Raw genomic sequence first — 19,872 nt, 5'->3', positions numbered from 1 at the left:
TTCCCTTGGTTTGGGATAACAATAACCGGTCATTCGTCCTACATGGCTTTTATAATCTACTGAATACCTGGATCTTTTTTCTCACTTCAACGAACTTTTCAATTTATCTAACCTTCTATCTGAACAATCAAACTATGAAAAATTTAAAATCATTGCTACCATTGGCATTCGTGCTGATGATGACGCCTCTCGTTTCAAAGGCTCAAGAGGGTACAGTTACCCTTGAATTTCAAAATGCAGCAACTGCACTTGAGTTGGTTCAAAGTTATGTCAAAGCCCTTCATTCGGGGGATGTTTCTAAAATGGACGCTCAGCTTGCACCTAACGTCATGGTGTATGGACTCGGAGGTGGGATGGATTCTCTAAACAGGACTCAGCACAAAGAATATTTTACCAACAGCATCAATCAATACAAGCACTCTATTTCAGAAGAGCTATATCTGCCAGTGAAAGTAACGAACAACTGGAATGAAGGGGAATGGGTGTTATCCTGGGGAACAAACACACTTACCCATAAGACTACAGGCAAAATCATCGAAGTCCCCTATCACACAGCTGCCCGTGTAGTTAACGGTAAAATCGAGTTTCTGAGGTATTGGTATGATGTGTTGAATATCCTGGAAACACAGGGATACACCGTGACGCCGCCTGCCAATTGAAATGACCCGCAGGAGAACCATACGAATTATCGAAAGGTCAATTTCGAGCTTTTTTGGGAAGTCTATTGAGTAGATCAAAGGGGTCACAAGTCTTATCCTGTTCGTTTGCAGAATCAGCGATTACCAAGGTAATTCAAGTAAGCGGATGTTTATGGCAACTTACACCTATAAGCTCGGAAACATGAGGTCAAAGGAAAAAGAAGTAGATCTGTAGGTTCCCAAGCCGAGCAAAATCAAGTCGCCAACTTACCAAGGGCCCGATTTTTTGAATATTCCCCGGAAAGTATTTACCCCATTTCGGACATTCAGTCGGGTCGTTTGTCCTAGGCTGATTCTTTTTCTCTATCCAACTGGGTAGCTTACCTGCAAGCCAAACATCTCGGGATTTTTCAAAAAGCCCTGACCTGTCTCTTTTTCCAAAACAGTCAAAATAAATTGAAATCAGCTCTAGCTTCTCTTGAGAATATGGATCTGACCAATTCCATCATGCTTTCGGTGATCTGTATGGTAGTGTTCACGATGGGCAAAAGACGGATTCAAGGCCTCTCATTGATCAGAAACCTTGGTATTCTTTTCACCTAAGCATTATAAATAAAAACGGGGATGCCGAAAACCGATCAGAGTAAGCACCAAACATCCAAAACCATGAATAATACCACCTATTTCCGAATTGGAATAGCGCTTATCGCGCTGCCTTTTCTAACTCTCTCTTGCGGCTCTCCAGCTCCGCAGGAAGCCAAAGCCCCCGAACCGATAGTGGTCACCCAACCCGATATGGCTGCGATCAAGGCAGAAATCCAAGCCATTGAAACCGCCTTTGCAGAAGCTGACAATGCCCGTGATGTCAATGCCATCCTTGCTTTCTACAGTGACGATGCGGTGACGATGGGAAGCGGAGAACCCATGAGTGTGGGTAAAGCCGCCATCCAAACATCAATTGAAAAAGGCTTTGCTGAAAGTCCTACCGGCGGCACGGTTACCTATGAGGTTTTGGAGGTTTTTGGTGATGACAACATCGTAACTGAGGTTGGTAAATCAACAAGAACGGATGCCTCCGGAAAGGTCACTTCCACCGGAAAATATATGGCCATCTGGGAAAAGCGCAACGGAAAGTTTGTCTGTATCAGGGACATTGGAAACAGCGATACAGAAAATTGAGGCTCTTTTTAACGAGATGAATTTCTTGGGATAAAGCTTACTAAATCAAACCCTGATCATCAAGTGGAAAATTCAGATAAATCAATTAACGAAAAGCCCGAATACTTCTCGCTCCGGCCTGAAGTGGAAAAAGCCTATGGCTACAGCCATGCGGTAAAAATCGGAAACAGCATCAAAGTCTCCGGTGCAGTCAGCATGGATGATGAAGGTACGCCCACCGCAATGGGTAATTTTCTCCAGCAAATGAAAAACTGTTATGCAGACCTGGACCAAGTGCTGAAACACTACGGTTGCACCTTTGACGATGTAGTGGTTGAGAATGTATTTACAACCGATATGCCGGCCTTTTTAGAACATGCAGGATACCGAAATACGCTCTATACAAAGCAATTTCCAACCGGGTCTTGGATTGAGGTGAAAGGCTTGGCCCTACCTGAATTTTTGATAGAAATCGAGCTGGAAGCACATAAACAATGAATTCCTAAAACTGAAAACGACTATGAATAGCCTTGAAATTGGAAGCAAAAACCTTTCCGTCATCGATGGACTTTACAATGCATTTGCCCTTGGTGATATACCGACAGTTTTGGGCAGTATGGACCCCAATATTGTTTGGAATGAGGCAGAAGGCAATCCCTATGCAGACGGCAACCCATACCTAGGGCCTGAGGCGGTTCTGAATGGGGTTTTTGCCCGAATAGGAGCAGAACACGAGTATTTTAATTTGAAAGATATCGAGCTGCATGAGATACTCCACGGCAAAGTGCTGGCCACTTTGAGATATGATGCCCTTAGGAAAAACGGGAAGAGTTACAATGTTCAGGTGGCGCATTTCTGGACATTAAAAGACGGGAAAGTGGTGGCATTCCAACAGTATGCGGATACCAAAAAATTGCACGAGGCAACGGTCCAATAAATCAAAATAGAAGTGGCCAAAGAACTCAGCCTAATCCTGGATAAACCCAAAGCTTGGCTACAGCTTTTGGCTTGCGGCACTCCGATTTATTCTACTGAGGCGAATCAATCACTACAAAGAACGAATGTACAGAAGCTATGTGGTCACTTTTGCTTTTGTGTTTTTCCGCTGGCTAAACAGTACGCCATTTTTTGTGGAAACGGGGAAATCGTCGAAAAAGGCCAATGGAATAAAAAGTAAAAACGGTTCACTTAAACCCTATAACGATGTTCAAGAAAATCTTTCTCGGAATTCTAATCCTCCTTATTGTGGTGATAGGGGGAATGGTAATTTATGTTCAGGCGTCATGGAACAAAACCTATGACATTCCCTATCCCGATCTTCAGACAAGCACGGATTCGGCCGTGATCGCAAGGGGAAAGTACCTAGTGCACGGACCGGCACATTGTTCGAATTGCCATGTAGCCACTATTGAAGAAATGGTCGCTACGGATGCAGGGGAGCCTATTCCCCTACGAGGTGGGGCAGAATTCTCGTTGGGTCCATTGGGTAGTTTATTCACAAAAAATCTTACACCGGACCCAACAACAGGCATTGGAAGATATACCGACGGTCAGGTATTCAGAATGATGCGTCATGCAGTCAAGCCAGACGGAACAGCGAGCATCGCGTTGCTCATGCCTTTTTGGAAAATGGCTGATGAAGACTTGATAGCAGTAGTCTCCTACCTGAGAACTATGGCCCCCATTGAAAATAAAGTCTCAGACAGTAAATGGACATTTATGGGGAAAGCGGTTAAGGTAATTTCACCTACCTTTCAACCTATTGAGAATCCCGATCCAAGTCCGAAGGCTCCTCCGATGGAGGCAACGGTCGAAAGGGGAGAGTATCTGGCCAAAAATGTGGCAAACTGTGTGGCTTGTCATACAAAAAGAGATCTGACTACTTTTGAGGCGATTGGGCCTGAATTTGCTGGTGGGATGGAGTTTGAGCCTTTTCCTGAGATGCATCTGGCATTGGGTGAAGATCCCGAGCTATGGATGCGCTCTCCCAATATTACCCCTCATCCCAACAGCGCGCTTTCCAAATTCAAAACGGTAGAAGAATGGAAGGTACGGTTCCGAAAGGGCCGACAAATCAAAATTTCTCCCATGCACTGGGGACCTTTTTCACGAATGTCAGATGAGGATTTGGAAGCGCTTTACCTCTTTCTTCACAGTCTCGAACCGGTGGAGCATGAGGTCGGGGAGCTGATGTTTAAGAAATAGCAAAAATAGAATTGTACCTGAACATAAACCCAATTATCATGATCAAAGTAACTGTTCTCTACGGCCATCCTGCGGATCCAAAGGCCTTTGACTCGTATTATTTGAATGAGCATCTGGTCATTGTTGCCAGAATGAAAAAAGTGGTCAGGGCCGAAATCACCAAGTTTCTTTCTGGTCCTGATGGGGCTAATCCTCCATATTATAGGATGGGGGAATTGTATTTCAATAACTTGGAGGAATTTCAGGCTACTATGGCCTCGGCCGAAGGGTCTGCGGCAGCAGCCGACATTGCAAATTTTGCTACCGGAGGAGCTAAAATGCTCGTAGGAGAAGTGGACTGGACGAGCTGAACAAGCTCGAAAGCCTTAGACTTTGTTTAGCATTTTATGCAAAACTTCCTTGTATTGCTTTCCTATCGGGATAAGCTTTCCCTTGATATCCACATAGGAGTCGGCCACTGCATCCAGCATTCCAAAATTAACAACAAAGGATCTGTGGATTCGGACAAAATGCCTGGGGTCAACTTTGTCACATAATTTGTTCAGAGGACATACAATCAGAAAGGTCTGTGTAGTCGTGGTAATTTTGCTATAATTCCGGTCTGCCTCCACGAAAAGAATCTCGTCGAACATTACTTTGACGAGCCTATTTTGGTTGCGGATAAAAATCCTATCCTCTTGGGAATCCACAAAAGTGTCCTCCATCGAGACATGCTCTCTTTTTTCCTTGACTTTTTCCTCCACCAAAGCTATAGTTCGTTCAAGGTTCAGATTGGTAAAGGGTTTGGCAATAAAAGCATATGGATGGGTTTCTTTTGCCTTTTGGAAGGTGGAATCATCCACATTTGCGGTGAGGTAGATGATGGGGATGTCGAGGTATCTGCGGATAGCTTTGGCAGCATCGATACCGTTAGACTGACCTTTGAGCTGAATGTCCATCAGGATCATGTCAGGCCTCGTTTCCAAGGCATGGTGAATAGCCTCTTCTGCCTTGGTTTCGATTCCGGTCACTTCATAGCCCAGATTGCACAGCTTCAAACTGATATTAGCGGCGATGATCATATCATCCTCTACGATCAGAATACTTGTCTTTTCCATCAGGCTGCCTTGTTGATTTGAAATTCAAAAATTACTTCTGTGCCTTTTTGCCTCAAAAGGGTCATTTTTCCGTCCAACTGCCTGGTAAGCAGCTGAATCAACTGGCTGCCAAAACCCGAGCCTAGTACTTGGGGATTTTCGGATATTCCGATTCCGTTGTCCGAGACTATCAGATGCAGATGATCATCCTTTTCCAAAAGTTTCACCTCTATCTCACCGCAGCAGTTGTTTGGAAATGCATACTTTAAGGAGTTGGAAATTAATTCATTGACTATAAGTCCAATAGGGATGGCCAAGTCCACATCGAGCTCGAGCGGCTTCATGTCTGATAGAAAGCGGATTCTCTCCGAGGCATCGAACGTATCGATGGTATAGTTCCCGAGACTTTCAAAAAAATCCCGCATCTCAATCGACTTGATATTTTCGCCCTGATAAAGTCTCTTATGGATCATCCCCATACTGTGAACCCTGTTTTGGGTTTCCTCCATGATTGTCTGAAATTCCCGGCTTTCAATTTGGGCTGTCTGCAAGGAAAGCAAGCTGGAAATGGTCTCCAGATTGTTTTTTACCCGATGGTGAATCTCTTTGAGAAGAAATTCCTTTTCGAGATTCTTTTTCTCCAAAAGCCTGCTGTATTTCTTTTTTCGAAGGAAAATCCTGTAAAGGACAAAGAGAAAAATTACCAGAATCCCAGACAAGGTCAGGATAAAAGCCTGAATAACTTGGTTTTTGGCAAGTTTTGCTTCCTGGAGTTTGATGGTACTTTCCTTCTGGTTTAGCTCCATTTGGGTTTGCAAAAAGGAAATTTGCTCGTTGGCATTGTGGCTAAAAACAAGCTGTCTGAGCTGATCGTAGGTACGCGTGGCATCGAGAGCTTTGGCAAACTGCTTGCTTCCCTCCAAGGCTTTGCTCAGTTCCAAATAAACAAGACTCAGGTAATATTTATCTCCGAAGTCGGGGGTTGCGGTCTCTATGCTTTTTTCCAAATATGCCACCGCTTCTTCAAAATTTCCCGCCGCATTACTCGCCTTGCCGAGGGAAAGGTAAGAGCGCATGATCATGAATCCATTCTCCAAAAGCTCTGCATACTTTAAAGCCTCCATTCCCGAGGAGATGGCCTCTGCAAAATTCCCTTTTTGGGTATTCAAATCAGAAAGTGCAATGTAACTATCGCTCAGATTGTTGTAGAATCCATATTGCTCGCCTATCCGGATGGATTTTTCAAAATACCTTTGGGCTTCTTCGAGTCGGTTGAGCTCAACTAGGTTGTTTCCCACCACATGAAGGGTGAAGTCATAATCCAGGTCTTTTTTCCCTATTTCCTCAAAAATCGAAACAGACTTTAACCCGTATTCTAAAGCCACTCCATATTTCCTTTGCTTCCAAAAGAGATTGCTCATATCCGAATAGGCCATTGCAATGGCTTTTTTGTCGTTGTAAGTTTCCCCTATCTTGAGAGTTTTGGATGCGTAGTCAAACGCATCGCCAAGTTTTCCCCTTCTTTCATAGACATATCCCAGATTGGTATAAAGCAGCCAATATTCCTTTTCGGGGATTTTTTCGAGGGCATTTTTCAAGACGACCTCCGCAAGATCCAGTTCCTCCATTCGGAGTAAGATGGCTCCTTGGGAAACCTGTAGTTTACCTTGCCAGTAGACATTGTCTTGCAGCGTGGCTTCGTCAAGACCTCGATTGATCAGATCAAGCGCCTTGTTCAAATTTCTGGTGTGATAGTAGTACCCCAAGTCATTGAGTATCCTTAGTCTGAGCAGTGAATCAGTGTGAATTTGTGCCAAGGATTGCTCCAAAACTCCCAGATATTCTTGGCCAAAATCGTCTGTTTCTAAAAAGACTTCTTGATATTGAAAAAATCCATTCTTTTCTCCAATCTGAGCATAAGCCAAATGGATTGTCGAAAAAAAAAGAAGAATCCAAACACTCTTCATTTGATAAATATAACAAAATATAATCTTTTTAAAATCAGATTATTGTAGTTCAAAGGCCAAGAAAAATAAAACAACACCTTAGGACAGTATAAGGCTGTCTTTGTCCTATTTGACTTTTAATACGCCCAGATACTGTTCAAATTGAACAGAAAAAATCCAATAATCTTATGAAAACTCTTTCTCGATTCTTGATAAAGTCCTCCTTTATAGGGGCCGTTATCCTTTCCGCCACTCTCTCTTCATTTTCCCAAAATGAACCACTCGGGCCATTGATGTCTGTGACGGAATTTACCATCAAACCCGGGCATGACCTTCAGTTCCAAGAGGGAGTAAAAGCCTGGAAAGAATGCTACATCGCCGCAAACGGGGAATGGACTTGGAGGATCTGGCAAAGGCAGCAGGGGGATGGCAACGTGTATGTCCTAGTGTCTGACATGCAAAACTGGGCCGAAATGGACAAAGAAGACCCTGTCGGAAAAAACTGTGCTACAATAGCCATTAATCTGATCAATCCCCATATCGAGAAGTCAACCAATCACATCACCAGGCTACTCCCGGCATTGAGCATTGCATCTCCAACCGAGGATGAGTTAATCTCAGTCTCCTTCTTCGAACTCACCCAATCCCATGGTTACCTTTTTCTTCCTACCATCCGGGAAGTTACAGCAAGTATTACCAAAGCTGAAGGAGCTGCAAGAGGGTATTGGTATAATTGGCTGACTATGGGCCCTGAGAGTCCAAATTACCATTACGTGATTCCCTTTGAAAACTTTGCGGAAATGGACATGATAAGGGACGGAGTATGGGACCTCTATGAAAAGGAACATGGAAAGGAAAAACGGGAGGCACTTCAGGCAGAATTCAGACTGTCCCTGAAAAACACCTGGGTATATCAGTATAAACTGAACGTTGAAATGAGCCGAAGGACCAGATAACCTATTTCCCAAAAAATCGATGAAAACGCTCATTTCTTTCGCTATCCTTTTTCTAGCCTTGAACACTTCGAAGGCTCAGGATTATTTTTTGCCGGTTTCGACGACCTCAGATGAAGCCAAGAAAAACTACCAGGCCGCCGTGATGTCAGCACAACACGCCGATCTCACCTCCTATCGGGAGTTGATGTCCAAAGCATTGGAAAGTGACCCCGAGTTCTTCATGGCTTTGGCCCATCGTGGTATTGAGAGCTTGAATTCCTCCAACCTAGATCTTCCAAAGGGAAACATCCAAAAAGCCCTTGCAATTTCTGAAGCCAAACTAACCGATTCAGAAAAGATCCTGCGAAAAGCCTTGGTCTTGCTGGACAGTGACCTCAAGGCGGATATTTCAGGAGTAATCAAAGAACTTCAAGCAGCCTATCCTACCACGGCGCAAGTCTATGAGTTCGGTCTTTTTGTCAACTACTTCTACAAAAAAGACTATGCCGAAGCGGTAAAAAACGGAGAAATGCTGGTAAAACTTGCCCCGGAATTCGGCGGAGGATACAATATGCTGGGCTATGCCAATATGAAAGTCGCTAAGGCATCCTTCAAAAAGTATATCAAGAAATTTCCGGATGAACCCAATACCTACGACAGTATGGGAGAGTACTACATGAATGTGAAAGACTATAAAAACTCAGCCAAATACTACCAAAAAGCAGCTGACATGGGTTTGGAAGTCTCTCAGGAAAGGGCGGAGGAGGCCAGAAAGCTTTTGGTCCAATAAAAGTCTAACTGAAATCCAAAAACTACGATGAAAAACAGAATCATTATCTATGCTGTTGCGGCAATGCTTTTCGCCTGTGAAGGCAAGCAGCGCTACACGCAACAATCTGCAGAAATTGAAACTTTCAAATCAATAATAAGCAGTTACGAAAAAGGGGATTTTGAGGCATACCTCCCGCACTATGCGGAGGGGGCTCAGATATTTTTCAACGCAACGGAGGATCATCCAGCCACCATACAGGAGATCATAGCCCAGCAAAAGATGGAATTGGAAGCTCTTTCTTCTTATTCCTTTGACAGGGGAAAGGATTTTTTGGAAATGGTGGTTGACGATCAGGGTGAAACCTGGGTGAACTTCTGGGGAGTGTGGAGAGGAACGTTGACAGCCGATGGAAAATCAGTTGAAACTCCGATTCATGTTACCTCCCAATTTGTCGACGGCAAAATTGTGAAATCCCATGGGTATTGGGATAATGCTCCCATACAGCTGGCAATCATGGAGATTCAATCCGCCGCCGCAGATTCTGTCAGCAGTCTCGAAAACCAACAATAAACCAAACTTTTTTGAAAACCGGGAAGACCCTCTCAGAGGATATTGTGCCTTCTTCCCGGTCCTTTTCCTAATTCCCTTTGGCACCAAACAAATCCCCGGGGTTCCATGTCGGCCTTGCGGAAGTATTCGCAATGGAATAGCTGATCAGGAAGTTGAGCTGTATGTATGTTTTGGCGGCGGTAAAATCGAAAACTCCGTCCATTCCGTCGGCAGCCCTGTGGTAAAACTTAGCTCTCCACTCTTTCACAAAAGCGTCTAGATCAAATCCGGGATCATTGGTTTTGTTGCCGTATTTAATATGCAATGCGGGAATCCCACTGACCACAAAACTGTACTGGTCACTGCGTACGAATCGGTTTTGTTCAGGTTCGGGATCCGCTTCTACTTCTAAGCCCAGGTAATCAGCGGCAAACTTTACATTCTCCATCAAGCTGGAATGCTCCGCTCCCAAGGGAACCACAGAAAGCAAAGGCGCAATGAGGGTTGGCATGTCGGTATTGACGTTTGCCACGATGGAGGATTTGGGCACAGAGGGATTGGCGGCAAAATAAGACGATCCGACAAGGCCCATTTCCTCGGCCGTCACCATTACGATTAACACCGAGCGCTTGGGTTTTGCATTTCCTTTGGAATAAATCCGCGCAATCTCCAAAAGCGAAGCTACCCCGGAGGCATTATCGTGGGCGCCATTGTAAATGGAATCTCCGTTTTCAGGTCTACCGACACCCACATGGTCCAAGTGAGCAGAGTGGACCACATATTCATTTTTCAGCTTGGGATCCGAACCTGGAATCATGCCGATGACATTAGCGCTTTCAAACTCGCTGTGGGAATTGGAATAGCTTGCCGAAAATGTCAATGGAAATTCAAAAGAAGAATTCTTGCCGGACTTTAAGTTTGCCAAAACCTGATCCAGGCTTTTTCCTGAATTCAAGAAGATCCCCGTTAGAAAAGACATACTAGCGTTGAAAGCAAAGCCTAGATTGCCAACAAAACCGCGTCCGTAGGCTGTGGTTTTCTCTGGGTTTAACGCCACATTGGACTGAAGCAAGGGATTGGGATTGGCAAAAGTCAAACTGGGATTGACCAGAATGGATCCGATTGCGCCTTTCGAAAAAGCGGTGTTCATTTTATTTCCAGGACTGGAAAAGTGTGAAATCAAGGTTGAAGCAGGAATCCCATCAGGAACTCCGGCAAGCATGACTACTACCTTACCCTTGACATCCACGCCTTCATAGTCGGAATATTTACCTGGAATATCCACCCCGTATCCCACAAATACCAGGGTTCCCTCTCCAGAAGCCCTTGACTGCAAGGGATGGGGGACAGGTAGAAAATCTCTGAAAAAGGCCAAGGAATCCACATTGCCGTATTTATCCTTCAACGCGGCCTTGGCAGAAGAATTTTCTACTATGGACTTCCTCAAAATCAATTTTTGAGTGAATTGTCCCGGATCACCTCCAGGCTGAACACCCATATTCTTGAATTGCTCAATGACATAGTCCACTGCCATCTGGTAGCCTTCGGTACCGGGAAGGCGCCCTTTTAATTTGTCATCTGCCAGGTAAGCAATGTGATTTCGGACCGTCAGGGTATCCACTTGAGCCATGGCCTTTTTCACGGAACCCGGAACGGAAATCTTTTGGGAAAATGCCTGAAAAGAAATCAGGATCAACAGCAGGGAAAGGAGTTTTTTCATTGCAGAGTAGTCGGATTCAAGGAAGAAAATTAACCAAAGCCAATTTAAGTCAAATCAACTCCAATAGCTCAATTCAAGGCTCACAGCACCCAGGAAATTTGATCGAGCGTCCAGTTTATTCCTCCCTCCGCAAGAATAACCTGTGTACCGTCCAAACCCCATTTGACTAGCCAAAATAAAAACAATCAGGCGATTAGGATTTTCTCATCTATTCCCACAACTTGAGACAATAGAAATTGACACTAAACCTGTAACCTTTATGAAAAACAACCGACGCGACTTTTTGCAGAAAATTGGCCTTGGGACAGCTGGTATTGCGGCTGTACCATTTGCTGTAAGTGGTGCCTCTGCTTCATCGCCTCAGGCAGAAGCCGAGGATGAGCAATTCCTGAAAATCGGAGATGATATCGCTGTGGCTGATACAAGTTTTGGAAAAATCCGGGGCTACCAGCTCAATGGGGTTTACACTTTTTTGGGCGTGCCCTATGGGGCTGATACCTCCGGCAAAAACCGATTTATGCCCCCACAAAAACCCGAAAAGTGGGAGGGAATCAAAGACACCATCTGGTGGGGAAATACCGCGCCCCAAATCATGGACCGACGCTATGCGAACGTGCATTATTCCTTTGCCGATCACTGGAACTACGATGACGTATCCGAGGACTGTCTCAAACTCAATGTTTGGACCAACGGACTGGCAGATGGGAAAAAGCGACCAGTGCTAGTTTGGCTGCATGGGGGAGGATTTACCAATGGCAACGGAATCGAGCAGGATGGCTATCATGGGGAAAACTTCGCCAAGAAAAAGGATGTGGTATTTGTCTCCATCAATCACCGGCTCGGTCCTATTGGTTTTACGGACCTCTCAGGAGTCGGCGGTGAAAAATATGCTGCTTCGGGCAACGCTAGCCAGCTAGACATCTTAGCATCACTCCACTGGGTGCGGGACAACATCGCCAATTTTGGCGGAGATCCCGGAAATGTCACCATCATGGGCCAATCCGGAGGTGGAGCAAAAGTAACTTGCACCATGTCTATGCCCGCGGCAAAAGGACTTGTGCACAAAGGTGTGGCACTCAGTGGTTCGATGCTCAGAGCCAATGATCCCGAATACAGCCGCAAACTTGGACAATATGTCCTTGAAGGAGCCGGATTGACCCCGGCAGAAGTAGATAAACTCCAGGACATTCCCTGGAGAGAATACCTCGACATCGCCAACAAAGCATTGGACCGGATGCGAAAAGAATTTCCTCAGCCAGGATTCCGAGGCGGGTTTGGACCCGTGGCAGATGGAGTGAATGTGCCCAAAGGCGAGTTTTTCAGCAATCCGAATGACCATACTGCAGAAATACCGCTGATGATCTGCACGACCTTCCACGAATGGGGAGCCACGCGCACCAATCCGCAGCTTGAGGCAGGGGGGCCAGAGCAGGCGATAGAGGCTTTGAAATCCCGCTTTGGGGACAATTCCGAAAAAGTCTACCAAGCCTATGCTGCCAATTTCCCAGGAAAAAAGCCTGCTGAAATTATGACTCTGGCAGCCTCAAACCGCGCCAATGCCGTTGCCTGTGGCAATGCAAAAGTCAAGCAAAAGGCACCCGTCTATATGGCTTGGTTTGGTTGGGAACCCAATCTCTACAATGGCAGGATGCGTGCTTTCCACTGCATCGACATCTGTTTTTGGTACGACAATACAGACAGGATGTACACCCACACCGGCGGGGGCAAGCGCCCAAGAATGCTTTCCGAGAAAATGTCCGCTTCGCTACTGGCCTTTATGAAAACCGGCGACCCCAACGCCGGAACGCTTCCCAATTGGCCAAAATTCACCGCTCAAAACGGGGAAACCATGGTTTTGAACGATACAAGTGAAGTTAAAAACGATCCGGACCGAGCCGCAAGAATGAGCCTTGCCAGCGCCTAAAGGCAAAACAAATTATCCATCGTTCCGGGGTTTCAGGAGGGTTCTCCTCCTGAAACCTTTTTTCAATTGAACCAAAAAATCAGCTGATCTCTTTTTTTGGCCCCAGCCATTTTTTACCTTATTGGAAAGAGCTACTTTTCTGTAGCCAAGTATTCTTCAAATCTCTGATCACCGGTTTTTTTCAATACTTCATCGACGTTATCCTTACACCTATGACCGACTTTAAGAACTACAAAGTTCCCTATGAACTTGCCCCGGAATATTCCACGGCCGTCGCCTATTTCTCCATGGAATTTGCCATTCATCAGCCTCTGAAGATCTATAGCGGCGGTCTGGGTTTCCTTTCCGGCTCCCATTTGCGAAGCGCCTATGAACTCAAGCAAAACCTGATCGGAATTGGTATCCTGTGGAAATATGGCTATTACGACCAAGGACGAAACCAAGACCAAACGCTGAAGGCTGAATGGTACGAGAAAACCTACAGCTTTCTCCAGGATACCGGAATAAAAATCCAAGTGCCTGTACACAATCAGCCGGTCTGGGTCAAGGCTTGGTATCTTCCCCCCGAAACCTTTGAAAGTGCGCCGCTTTTTCTGCTGAGCACCGACCTCCCGGAAAATGACTACCTCAGCCAGACCATTACCCATAAGCTATACGATGCGGATACCGCAGCCAAGATTGCCCAGATGATGATCCTGGGGATAGGCGGCGCTATGCTGGTCGATGAGCTGAATTTCAACCCAAAACTCTACCACCTCAATGAGGCCCATGCCGGCAGCAGCATCTACTACCTCATGAAAAAATTCGGTAGCAAGGATGAAGTCAAAAAACATCTGGTTTTCACAACCCATACTCCTGAAGAAGCCGGCAACGAAAAACATGACTACTTCCTCCTTAACAAGATGAGCTTCTTCTATGGACATTCGATCTCGGAAGTACAAGCGCTGACCGAAATGGACGGAGCGGTGTATAACCATAGCTTGGCCGCGCTTCGATTTGCGAGTGAAGCCAACTGCGTGAGCAAGCTGCATGGAGAAGTGAGCCGAAGGATGTGGGGACATTACCCAAACATCCCTGAAATCCAGTCCATCACCAACGCGCAAAATTGGAAATACTGGGCGGACAAGCAGCTGTATCGGTATATGGAAGAGGGAGATAACGTGGCCTTCGATGACCGGAAGATGTTTTTGAAAAGGCGGGCTTTCGAAATCGTCGCGGACCAAACCGGCAAACTCTTCGACCCTGAGGTGCTCACCATCGTCTGGGCTAGGAGATTTGCCGCTTACAAAAGGCCGGATCTCATCGCACAGGATTTAGCCAAATTTCAGGAATTGGTCGAAAATACCGAACAGCCGGTTCAGATCATTTGGGCGGGCAAGCCCTATCCCATGGACTATGGCGCCATCAGCGTATTCAACTCCCTCGTTCATCTAAGCAAGCGGTTCAAAAATGTGGCTGTCTGTGTGGACTACGAACTTGCGCTAAGCAAGAGGCTCAAACAAGCATCCGATGTTTGGCTCAATAATCCTCGCGTGCCGCGCGAAGCCTCAGGTACCAGCGGGATGAGCGCCGCGATGAATGGCTCTGTCAACTTCAGCACCTTTGACGGCTGGATTTGTGAGTTTGCCAAGCATGGGGAAAACTGCTTCATCGTCCCCCAGGCCGACTATCATACCCTGAGTATCCAAGACCAAGACAACCAAGATCTCGACCACCTCTTTGAGATCCTACAAAACGAAATTCTACCCACCTACTATGATAACAAGCGCAAATGGAGGGATATCGTCCAAGCCGGTATGCACGATGTCCGACATGAATTTGACAGCAACAGGATGGCGGAGGAGTACTATCAAAAACTCTATAAGTAACAAGAAAGTCCGCGTTTGCGGACTTTCTCATTCTTCTTGCGAAGAATCGTTTGTTTACTTTTTGCCTAGGATTATCTCAGTCCAATTTTAGTCTATATACCTTCCCTTCGGTTTTGCTCATAATAAAAACATTCCCTTTTCCATCGATTCCAAACTTGAGATCCACCCGATCATGATTTACCAAGCTTTTCATGGACACTTCCTTCCCTTCAAAAATTACCCCCCAAGTCTGGACTACAGGGATAGCTTGCGACAGGTCGGCAAAGAATAGTCTACCAGATGGAATATCCCCAAAGACAAACTTGCCATTCAGGACTCCAGAAGGGATAAAATATCCTCCAATAACAGCTACTGTCTCATCATGTTCCAATTGGATCAGTGGATAGGTCACACCGGTTATGGCATCATCCTCACCCAAAGGATAAAGCGCCCGAAAGCTCCCATACGGATTGATTCGAAAAGTCCCTTCTCGAACCGGCCAGCCGTAGAATTTTCCCGGTTCGATTTTGTTGATTTCCTCTATGCTATGCTGCCCAATGTCCGTGGCAAAAAGCTGCCCTTCCCGATCCCAAAACAGCCGATTGGGATTTCTGAATCCATAGGCAACTATTTCACCCGCTTTTCCCTGCTCTCCCGCAAACGGATTGTTTTTCGGAATTCCGTATTTCCCATTTTTCCCGTCTTTTCCGGCAGGATCTATTCTTAAAATACTGCTGTAAATCCCTGCACCCTGGTGATTGGAAATTCCAGCAAATCGTTTTTCGGCAGTGCCTCCATCCCCATATCCGATGTATAGCAATCCGTAATCCGGATCGCCTTTTTTGGAATTGGGATTGAAAGCCAATTCCTGCATCCCGTGAGCTTGGGTGGAATTATCAATACGGAGGATTTCCCGGTCAGTTCCTTTGAAAGTTTTTGCCTTGGGATCTTCAGCTTTCCATTCGATCAAGACCCATTGCATAAAAACTGCCAGACTATCCGTATAGCCAAAATCCGAAGGTTTGGTGCCTCCAGGCTCTGTATGAGCAGTATAGAAAAGTCCATTCGTTTCAAATTCCGGATGAAATGCGAAACTTCCCACTCCCGTAGCCCAACCTGGTTTGCTGACCATTGCTGGGCGGTTTTCCAAAATATTTAGAAAAAGAATGGGCTGCTGATTAACCAATTCATAAATTCCAATTCTCTGGTCATTGATCATAAGCCGGTCAGTCCCCGGAATGGGCTCCATTTTGGTCATTTTGGCCAAAGGAGGAACGGTATCGGATGGAGGAAGCTGTGCAAAAAACTCAAGTTCCAATCTGACTCCCGAATCCACCACTTTTTCCGGAATAAGGTTGGATGTGGTATCCCCGGAGATTTCCAATGGGAGCGTTTCAAAGGTGTGCAAATAGCTCAGTATGGCTTCGACATCTTCACTCAAATGGGCAAATCCCGGCATTGGGGTTTTGAATTTGGCTAATAGCTCAAGGGCCCGCTGATCTTTGGCATCAAAAAGCTGCTGGGGATTTCGGATGAATTGACGAATCCAGGAAGTTTCTACTTGTCTGGTCACCCCGCTCAAATTGGGGCCGATCGCATCTTCGTTGAAATTGTGACAAGTGGAGCATTGGTCTTCAAAGACCGCCTTCCCTTTCAATATTTGGCTTGCATCTGTGGAAATTTCAGTACCAAATTCTTCTTTTACGGGTGAACAGGAAAAAATCAGTAGGCAGCTCGCCAGCGACAGTATCAGGGCATTTTTCATTGCTGCTAATTTGGTGTTTTCCTTTTCCAAGAAAAACAACTAGTTAAATTCTTTCTTCCTTTTTTCACCAAAGATATCGGCTATTATAGCGTAAAATTCAGTCATTTCGGGCTTTGCCCGTACCGTGAGCCAAAAGTTATACACCCCCCTATATACCGGCCTCTAAATAGTTTGGAAGGGAAAACGAATCAGGTGCTGAGGTCAAAAAGTTGCCATGCAGCTCCTTTTGCAAAAGAATCAGTGTTAAACCGTCATTATTATTTCCGCCAAGAAGTCCCAAAGACGAAATAGTACGCCCACTCCTCCGGGCCTCGGGCGATGTCGATTCCCATCCTCAGCTTAAGCTTGCGGGCGATCAGGTAGCGTGCGCCGGCTCCCCCAGAGGTTTTCCAAGAATCTTCGCCCCAGGAATCCTCTTTCATCACACCCTTGCCCGTGCCGACAAATCCCACGACACTAAATCGGGGACTGAAATCCCATCTCCATTCGGTCTCTGCCGTGGCGATGGTATTGCCCTGGTAGCGAGCGACGGGAATGCCGCGCAGATTGACAAAGGGAAGCATATAAAAAGGAGCCTCGCCCCATAGGTTTTGAACCTCCGCGCGGAATCCAGAGATCAACGTCGGCGTCACTGGGAGCCAGTAAAATACCGTAGAACTCACGATCCCATAGGAGTAATCACTGCCCAGCCAATCAGCCGAATTGCCGATCAAAGTGACCCAATGCACCCCTCGGTCCGGTGTAAAAATATTGTCTCGCCCATCATACTCTATTAGCACACTCGGACGGCTGATGATCGTATTTATCGCCTTTTCGTCATGGAATTCAAAGTTGGTCAGACCCAGTTCAGTTTTCAAAAACAGGTAATTCAGTCCCGCGTACCAGTCGCTTTTCCCAATCTGCTTGGTCAGCTGACCCGTGATGGGGATCGTACGGATGTTGAATTCAAATCTCTTCTCACCGATAACCGGAAACGTCCTGTAAAATTCCAAATTCACATCGGCGTAGCCCGTGACCAGACGGTAGTTGGAGCGCCATTTATTGATCACACCGATGGCCGCGGCCCCCATCATCCAAGTGCCATTCACAGTCACAGCCCCTCCGGCGCCGTAAATGTTTGGCTTGACGCGGGTAAGGACTTCCTTGCCATCGACACTGTCTCTGTAGGGAGGGTTGGGGTCTACGAATACACCAAACATTGCCCCTCCAAACCCACCAAGCCCCGGCTCGGTGATGATCGAAGGAAAGGGAATAAAACCATGGGCGGTCAATACCCAATCACTGAGATCAAGCTTGTGGTCTAAAGAGTCTTTGAATGACACTTTTTGCTTTTGGGCAATGGCCAAGCCGGAGCAAAAAACAAAAACAATAAGCAGGAGCTTTTCTTTTTTCATAAAAAAAGTCGGTTTAGAAAAATCCGCTCTATCCCTCGGCAGTGACCTTAACTTTGGGTTTAGGCAACTGAAAATAACAAGCCTTCGCAGGAAATCCTACTGAAGGCTTGTCGTTAGTCAGCCCTTATTGAAATCAGAATGGATATTTTCCCTCTGCAATCATGTGGTCTGCAATCTGTCTTCTGAGCTCCTTGGTGTTGACCAAATCGGCTTTGGTAAATCGCTTCAGACCCATCAGCATCACCTTTTGCTCGTCTCCCTTGGTGAAGGATGCGATCGCTTCCTTGGCTGCGGAGTTGATTTTGTCCACCGCTTCGGCCAAGTAAACCTGGGCCATGGCTATCTGGTGGGAGCAGGCAGGCTGACCCCGGAGACCTACCAGCTTTTCTGCTCTGAGGATGGCTGATTCGGAAGCATAGATCTCGATCATCACATCGGCCAGATTCATCATGATCTCCTGCTCGTCCTCGATATTGTCCTGCAAAGCCATGGCCGCCTTGCCTCCAACCATCAGAAATACCTTCTTGAGTTTTTTGAGGACTTCTTTTTCAGCTGCGAAAAGCTCCGAAGTATCAATGGTCTCAAAGGAAGGAACAGAAGTCAGCTCGGCCGAGACAGCCATAGCTGGCTCAAAGAGGTTTATTTCCCCTTTCATGGCCCTTTTCAGCACCATCCCCACCATCAGCATACGGTTGATCTCATTCGTACCCTCATAAATGCGGGCGATACGCGCATCCCGATAGGCACGCTCCATGGGAGCTTCGGCAGAATAGCCCATTCCCCCGTAGATCTGCACACCTTGGTCTACTGCGTAGTCGAGCACTTCGGAGCCGTGGATTTTGGCAATTGCGCATTCGATGGCGAATGCCTCTACTCCTTTAAGCTTGGCTTCCGATTCGTCTATGCCCTCGGCTTTCAAAGCATCTATCCGGTCGTCGATGTCCTGACCTGCTCTGTAGCAAAGAGACTCCGATACGTAGGTTCGAATCGCCATCTCGGCCAGCTTTGACTTGATTGCACCAAATGTATTGATGCTGACGCCAAACTGCCTACGCTCCGTGGAGTAGGCGATGGAGCGGCTGATAACCGTACGAACTCCACCCAAGACTCCTGAGCCTAGCTTGATCCTGCCGATGTTGAGGACATTGACGGCGATCTTGAAGCCATTTTGGCGCTCCGAAAGCATGTTTTCCACCGGAACCGGACAGTCGTTGAAAAAAACCTGACGGGTAGAAGAGCCCTTGATGCCCATTTTTTTCTCCTCCTCGTTCATAGTAATGCCTCCAAAGGTCTTTTCCACGATGAAGGCAGTGAGGTTTTTGTCATCTTCAATTTTCGCAAAGACGATGAACAAGTCCGCAAAACCGGCGTTGGAGATCCACATCTTCTGTCCATTGATCAAGTAGTGGCTACCGTCAGCAGAGAGAACTGCCTTTGTTTTTCCACTATTCGCATCAGAGCCTGCGTCCGGCTCGGTGAGACAGTAGCAGGAAGCCCATTCACCCGTCGCTAGCTTGGGCAGATACTTTTGTTTTTGCTCCTCAGTACCATAGTATAGGATGGGCAGAGTACCGATCCCTGTGTGCGCTCCGTAGGTGGTAGAGAAAGAACCGGCTGCGCCAATGATATCCGCTATCAGCATGGCCGTATTGACGCTCATGCCTAGACCCCCGTACTCCTCCGGAATGGAAACGCCCAAAAGCCCTAGCTCTCCGGCTTTTCTGAGAATCTCCGGCACCAGCTCGGGATGCTTCATGCTGTCAATCTCTTCAATCCTCGGAGTGATCTCCGTATCGATGAAGTCCTGGCAGGCCTGAGCCATCATTTTTTGTTCTTCACTAAATTCCTCAGGTATGAAGATATCCTGTGCTGGTGTCTCTCTGACGAGAAATTCACCTCCCTGGATTGCTTTGGATAAGGTGTTCATGTATCGTATATGTTTT

At 46.4% G+C, this 19,872-nt stretch carries 17 protein-coding genes and 1 pseudogene; 12 read left to right on the top strand and 6 right to left on the bottom strand.

Annotated elements, in window-relative coordinates:
• Nucleotides 1–134 precede the first annotated feature (134 nt).
• The 7 genes and pseudogenes from J0A67_RS16060 (at nt 135) to J0A67_RS16030 (ending at nt 4,351) form a co-directional block, all read left to right on the top strand.
• Entirely contained in the window at nt 135–659 is a 525-nt protein-coding gene (locus J0A67_RS16060) for a nuclear transport factor 2 family protein (protein ID WP_206570378.1), read from the top strand.
• A gap of 351 nt (nt 660–1,010) precedes the next feature.
• Nucleotides 1,011–1,241 (top strand): annotated as a pseudogene (locus J0A67_RS23510) (hypothetical protein); the annotation flags it as partial.
• Nucleotides 1,242–1,304: 63 nt separating this feature from the next.
• Nucleotides 1,305–1,817 (top strand): YybH family protein, encoded by a 513-nt coding sequence (locus J0A67_RS16050; protein WP_206570377.1) that lies wholly within the window; start codon nt 1,305–1,307, stop codon nt 1,815–1,817.
• Between the two features lie 63 nt (nt 1,818–1,880).
• Nucleotides 1,881–2,294, top strand: a complete 414-nt coding sequence (locus tag J0A67_RS16045; RefSeq protein WP_206570376.1) for a RidA family protein — start codon at nt 1,881–1,883, stop codon at nt 2,292–2,294.
• A 22-nt stretch (nt 2,295–2,316) separates the two neighbouring features.
• Nucleotides 2,317–2,733 carry a nuclear transport factor 2 family protein gene (locus J0A67_RS16040; RefSeq protein WP_241265210.1) on the top strand — a complete coding sequence of 139 codons (417 nt, stop codon included), beginning with the start codon at nt 2,317–2,319 and terminating at the stop codon, nt 2,731–2,733.
• A gap of 266 nt (nt 2,734–2,999) precedes the next feature.
• Complete coding sequence (locus J0A67_RS16035) at nt 3,000–4,001, top strand: cytochrome c (protein ID WP_206570375.1); 1,002 nt, start codon at nt 3,000–3,002, stop codon at nt 3,999–4,001.
• Between the two features lie 38 nt (nt 4,002–4,039).
• A complete protein-coding gene (locus tag J0A67_RS16030) occupies nt 4,040–4,351 on the top strand; it encodes an EthD family reductase (RefSeq protein WP_206570374.1) in 312 nt (103 codons plus the stop codon).
• 15 nt (nt 4,352–4,366) lie between these two features.
• Here the strand turns inward: J0A67_RS16030 and J0A67_RS16025 are convergent, their stop codons facing one another.
• Together J0A67_RS16025 and J0A67_RS16020 are read right to left on the bottom strand one after the other, a co-directional pair.
• Complete coding sequence (locus J0A67_RS16025; protein ID WP_206570373.1) at nt 4,367–5,098, bottom strand: response regulator; 732 nt, start codon at nt 5,096–5,098, stop codon at nt 4,367–4,369.
• Nucleotides 5,098–6,894 (bottom strand): tetratricopeptide repeat-containing sensor histidine kinase, encoded by a 1,797-nt coding sequence (locus J0A67_RS16020; RefSeq protein WP_241265209.1) that lies wholly within the window; start codon nt 6,892–6,894, stop codon nt 5,098–5,100. Before J0A67_RS16020 ends, J0A67_RS16025 begins: the two co-directional genes overlap by 1 nt.
• Nucleotides 6,895–7,211: 317 nt before the next feature.
• Between J0A67_RS16020 and J0A67_RS16015 the strand changes: the two genes are divergently transcribed.
• The 3 genes from J0A67_RS16015 to J0A67_RS16005 are packed head-to-tail and all read left to right on the top strand — an operon-like array spanning nt 7,212 to nt 9,300.
• Entirely contained in the window at nt 7,212–7,979 is a 768-nt protein-coding gene (locus J0A67_RS16015) for a hypothetical protein (protein ID WP_206570371.1), read from the top strand.
• A gap of 19 nt (nt 7,980–7,998) precedes the next feature.
• Nucleotides 7,999–8,748: a tetratricopeptide repeat protein gene (locus tag J0A67_RS16010; protein ID WP_206570370.1), complete on the top strand. Its 750-nt coding sequence runs from the start codon at nt 7,999–8,001 to the stop codon at nt 8,746–8,748.
• Between the two features lie 27 nt (nt 8,749–8,775).
• Nucleotides 8,776–9,300: a nuclear transport factor 2 family protein gene (locus J0A67_RS16005; RefSeq protein WP_206570369.1), complete on the top strand. Its 525-nt coding sequence runs from the start codon at nt 8,776–8,778 to the stop codon at nt 9,298–9,300.
• A 67-nt stretch (nt 9,301–9,367) separates the two neighbouring features.
• Here the strand turns inward: J0A67_RS16005 and J0A67_RS16000 are convergent, their stop codons facing one another.
• Nucleotides 9,368–10,999: a M28 family peptidase gene (locus tag J0A67_RS16000; RefSeq protein WP_206570368.1), complete on the bottom strand. Its 1,632-nt coding sequence runs from the start codon at nt 10,997–10,999 to the stop codon at nt 9,368–9,370.
• A 259-nt stretch (nt 11,000–11,258) separates the two neighbouring features.
• Between J0A67_RS16000 and J0A67_RS15995 the strand changes: the two genes are divergently transcribed.
• Nucleotides 11,259–12,923 (top strand): carboxylesterase/lipase family protein, encoded by a 1,665-nt coding sequence (locus J0A67_RS15995; RefSeq protein ID WP_206570367.1) that lies wholly within the window; start codon nt 11,259–11,261, stop codon nt 12,921–12,923.
• Between the two features lie 212 nt (nt 12,924–13,135).
• Nucleotides 13,136–14,791 (top strand): alpha-glucan family phosphorylase, encoded by a 1,656-nt coding sequence (gene glgP / locus J0A67_RS15990; RefSeq protein WP_206570366.1) that lies wholly within the window; start codon nt 13,136–13,138, stop codon nt 14,789–14,791.
• Nucleotides 14,792–14,867: 76 nt separating this feature from the next.
• Here glgP and J0A67_RS15985 read toward each other — a convergent pair whose 3' ends face one another.
• The 3 genes from J0A67_RS15985 to J0A67_RS15975 all read right to left on the bottom strand — a co-directional run bounded on the left by J0A67_RS15985 (nt 14,868) and on the right by J0A67_RS15975 (nt 19,856).
• A complete protein-coding gene (locus J0A67_RS15985; RefSeq protein WP_206570365.1) occupies nt 14,868–16,535 on the bottom strand; it encodes a PQQ-dependent sugar dehydrogenase in 1,668 nt (555 codons plus the stop codon).
• A 257-nt stretch (nt 16,536–16,792) separates the two neighbouring features.
• On the bottom strand, nt 16,793–17,929 hold the full coding sequence (locus J0A67_RS15980) for a BamA/TamA family outer membrane protein (RefSeq protein ID WP_206570364.1): 1,137 nt from the start codon (nt 17,927–17,929) through the stop codon (nt 16,793–16,795).
• A 133-nt stretch (nt 17,930–18,062) separates the two neighbouring features.
• On the bottom strand, nt 18,063–19,856 hold the full coding sequence (locus J0A67_RS15975; RefSeq protein WP_206570363.1) for an acyl-CoA dehydrogenase FadE: 1,794 nt from the start codon (nt 19,854–19,856) through the stop codon (nt 18,063–18,065).
• Between the last annotated feature and the right edge of the window lie 16 nt (nt 19,857–19,872).

The organism is Algoriphagus aestuariicola (assembly GCF_017254835.1).
GTDB classification, from domain to species: Bacteria; Bacteroidota; Bacteroidia; order Cytophagales; family Cyclobacteriaceae; genus Algoriphagus; species Algoriphagus aestuariicola.
Note: the sequence above shows the minus strand (reverse complement) of the source record. Positions and strands in the feature narration are given on the sequence as shown.